We start from the raw sequence: 3,255 nt of genomic DNA, 5'->3' as shown, positions 1-3,255 counted from the left end.
CTGCAAACACCTGCCCCGGTGATGGAATTGGTAGACGTGCCGGACTCAAAATCCGGTGCCGCAAGGCGTGGCGGTTCAAGTCCGCCCCGGGGCACCATCCCCCTTCTTATTTTTAGCCCTGATCAATTAGGTTCACGGGTAGCCTTTGCTATGATTATTGGCAATAAAAGCTTCTAGCAAGCATCAAAAATAAACTAAACGAGACCAAATCATGAAAAAAGTAGGATTAATCGGGCTGGGCGCCATGGGCTCCGGTATGGCCTCATCTCTCCGACGAGCGGGTTTTGATCTGTATGTATTTGATGTACGTTTAGATCATGCCCGTCAATTTTGTGAGGCTGGTGGTACGGTCTGTAAGTCAATCGAAGAGTTAGGTTCAATCTGTGAGGTAGTTATCTCAGTCGTAGTGAATGCTGCACAGACTGAAGAGGTTTTGTTTGGCTCATCAAGTAGTCCTGGATTAGTAGATTCATTAAAGCCTCAGAGTGTTTTCGTGATGTGCTCCACTGTCGATCCCAATATTTCAATTTCATTTGAGTCACGTCTTGCTGAAAAAGATATTCTTTATGTAGATGCCCCTATATCGGGTGGAGCTGCTAAAGCTGCCTCTGGTGAAATGACCATGATGACCTCAGCCTGCGCTGCCGCATATGAAAAGGTGAATCCCATTCTTGATGCGATGTCAGGAACTGTTTATCGCTTAGGCGATAAGGCGGGTATCGGCAGTAAAGTGAAGGTCATTAATCAGCTACTTGCTGGTGTGCATATTGCCGCTGCTGCAGAAGCAATGGCGCTCGGTTTGAGGGAGGGTGTAGATGCAAATGCACTCTACGAAGTGATTACCCATAGTGCTGGTAATAGCTGGATGTTTGAGAACCGCATGGCACATGTACTTGCAGCTAATTATGAGCCTTTATCTGCAGTAGATATATTCGTGAAGGACTTGGGAATAGTTTTAGATATGGCCCGTGCGAGTAAGTTTCCATTACCCCTCTCATCCACTGCACATCAAATGTTTATGCAAGCATCGACTGCTGGTTTTGCTAAGGAAGACGATAGCGCTGTCATTAAAATCTTCCCGGGTATCGAGTTACCGAAAGCAGTCAAGTGAGTATTCTTTTAGGTTGTATTGCAGATGACTTTACAGGCGCTACTGACCTGGCGAATAACCTGGTGCGCAATGGCATGCGCGTTGCGCAAACTATTGGTATCCCACAGCACGCATTGAATACTGAGTTGGATGCTGTCGTAGTGGCACTGAAGTCCAGAAATATTGAGCCTGAGGCTGCAATAGCGCAGTCATTAGAGGCTTTAGAGTATCTTCTCGCGCAAGGTGCGCAACAGATCTTCTTTAAATATTGCTCTACCTTTGACAGCACCCCTAAAGGGAATATTGGCCCGGTTACAGAGGCGCTGATGGCAGCCTTGGGGGCTGACTTTACTATTGCAACCCCTGCTTTTCCGGATAATGGGCGGAGTGTATTTAAGGGATATTTATTTGTCGGCGATCAATTGTTAAGCGAGTCTGGGATGCGTGATCACCCCTTAACCCCAATGACTGATGCAAATCTTGTGAGAGTAATGCAGGCTCAATGCCAAAATCAGGTGGGATTGATTGAGTACCAAACTATTCTTGCCGGTGCTGATGCAATCTCTTCGAGAATTGCCGACTTAAAAGCATCCAATACAAAAATTGCCATTGTTGATGCAGTAACTAACGATGACCTGTATGGCATTGCACCAGCATTAAAAGATCTCCCCCTGATTACTGGAGGCTCCGGTATTGCTATTGGACTGCCTTCTAACTTTGGTCTGCAAGCGCATCCAACGTCTAGCAAGCTTCCACTTGCTAGCGGATATCGCGCCATTGTTTCGGGCAGTTGTTCGCAGGCCACTAACCTCCAGGTTGAGTGCTTTAAAAGTTTAGGTGGTGAAATGTATGCGGTGAATCCACTTGAATTAAATGAGAAATCTACAGAGCAAATGTTGCAGGAGATCTTAACTTGGGCAGAACCTCGACTCTCACATGGCTCAGTCTTGATTTACTCATCAGCAAGCCCTGATCAGGTGAAAGAAGTGCAATCACAGCTTGGTGTTCAGGCTGCTGGTAACACAATTGAAAACCTTTTAGGCTCGGTTGCCAAAGGCCTTGTTGCTCTTGGAGTTGGGCAGCTATTGGTAGCTGGCGGAGAGACCTCCGGTGCATGCGTGAAAGCTTTGGGTATTGATCAAATGCAGATTGGTCAGCAAATTGACCCAGGCGTACCTTGGTGTTTTGCAAAGGTTCAGAACAAGCCTCTACATCTTGCGTTAAAGTCTGGGAACTTTGGCGCAGCAGATTTTTTTACAAGTGCCTTCTCAAAACTGTGAGCAAAATGATGAATGAGCAACTAGCAAGAGAAGAGATTTGCCGGATTGGAAAAAGTTTGTTTGATCGATCCTATGTCCATGCAACTGCGGGCAATATTAGCGTTCGTATTGAGGATGGTTTTTTAATTACACCCACAGATGCCTGTCTCGGATTCCTTTATCCTGATCGATTGGCTAAGATTGACATTCATGGTCAGCAACTTAGCGGTGATAAAGCTAGTAAAACAATGGCATTGCATGCTGCCATTTACAATAAAGCAAGACAATTTGATCAAGATACCTCTTGCATTATTCATACTCACAGCACTCACTGCGTAGCCTTGAATCTGGAATCCAATCCATTTACGGGCGATGGAGTTTTGCCTGAATTATTACCTGCAATCACGCCATATTTTGTGATGAAGGTTGGTCATGTCCCAACAATTCCCTATGCAAGCCCTGGCTCTGTAAAAACTATTGGATTTGTAGAGAAGGCAATCGAAGCTTATGGAAGGGCAGGAATACCTTTGCGAGCTTGCATGCTGTCACGCCTAGGGCCATATGTTTGGAACAACTCACCCAGTTCAGCAATGGCTACCCTAGAGGAGTTGGAAGAAACGGCAAAACTGTTTTACCTCAAAAATGCGCCGATCAATCCGCTTACGGATGTACAGTTAAATGAGCTGCGGACTGCATTTGCAGTCCGCTGGTAGTTACTGAGCGTAAATTGAATTAATCTAATTCGATTTTGGCGTAATCAACTACCTTTTTCCATCTTTGTGCATCGGCCTTAATAAATTCAGCTGACTTGCTTGCATTCATAAAATCTACAGTAGCACCCAGTTTAGTCAGTGAGTCAGCCACTTCCTTTTGAGCCACTGTCTTTTGAATACTGTTTTGTAATTT

3 protein-coding genes and 1 tRNA gene are annotated in these 3,255 nt (G+C 45.3%); all 4 read left to right on the top strand.

Annotated elements, in window-relative coordinates:
* The first annotated feature begins 12 nt into the window (after positions 1-12).
* The 4 genes from B7Y67_RS13660 to B7Y67_RS13645 all read left to right on the top strand — a co-directional run bounded on the left by B7Y67_RS13660 (position 13) and on the right by B7Y67_RS13645 (position 3,062).
* Positions 13-97, top strand: a tRNA-Leu gene (locus tag B7Y67_RS13660).
* Positions 98-211: 114 nt separating this feature from the next.
* A complete protein-coding gene (gene ltnD, locus B7Y67_RS13655) occupies positions 212-1,111 on the top strand; it encodes an L-threonate dehydrogenase (RefSeq protein ID WP_293599123.1) in 900 nt (299 codons plus the stop codon).
* A complete protein-coding gene (gene otnK / locus B7Y67_RS13650; protein ID WP_293599122.1) occupies positions 1,108-2,370 on the top strand; it encodes a 3-oxo-tetronate kinase in 1,263 nt (420 codons plus the stop codon). Before ltnD ends, otnK begins: the two co-directional genes overlap by 4 nt.
* An 8-nt stretch (positions 2,371-2,378) precedes the next feature.
* Positions 2,379-3,062 (top strand): aldolase, encoded by a 684-nt coding sequence (locus B7Y67_RS13645; RefSeq protein ID WP_293599121.1) that lies wholly within the window; start codon positions 2,379-2,381, stop codon positions 3,060-3,062.
* The last annotated feature ends 193 nt before the right edge of the window (positions 3,063-3,255 follow it).

The organism is Polynucleobacter sp. 35-46-11 (assembly GCF_002281105.1).
The sequence above is the reverse complement of the archived record's forward strand: the minus strand, read 5'-3'. Positions and strand labels throughout refer to the sequence as shown.

What these genes read in the sequence shown, in the direction of transcription:
- ltnD (WP_293599123.1), top strand. Translation starts at nt 212, where the DNA reads ATGAAAAAAGTAGGATTAATCGGGCTGGGCGCCATGGGCTCCGGTATG.
- B7Y67_RS13645 (WP_293599121.1), top strand. Translation starts at nt 2,379, where the DNA reads ATGAATGAGCAACTAGCAAGAGAAGAGATTTGCCGGATTGGAAAAAGT.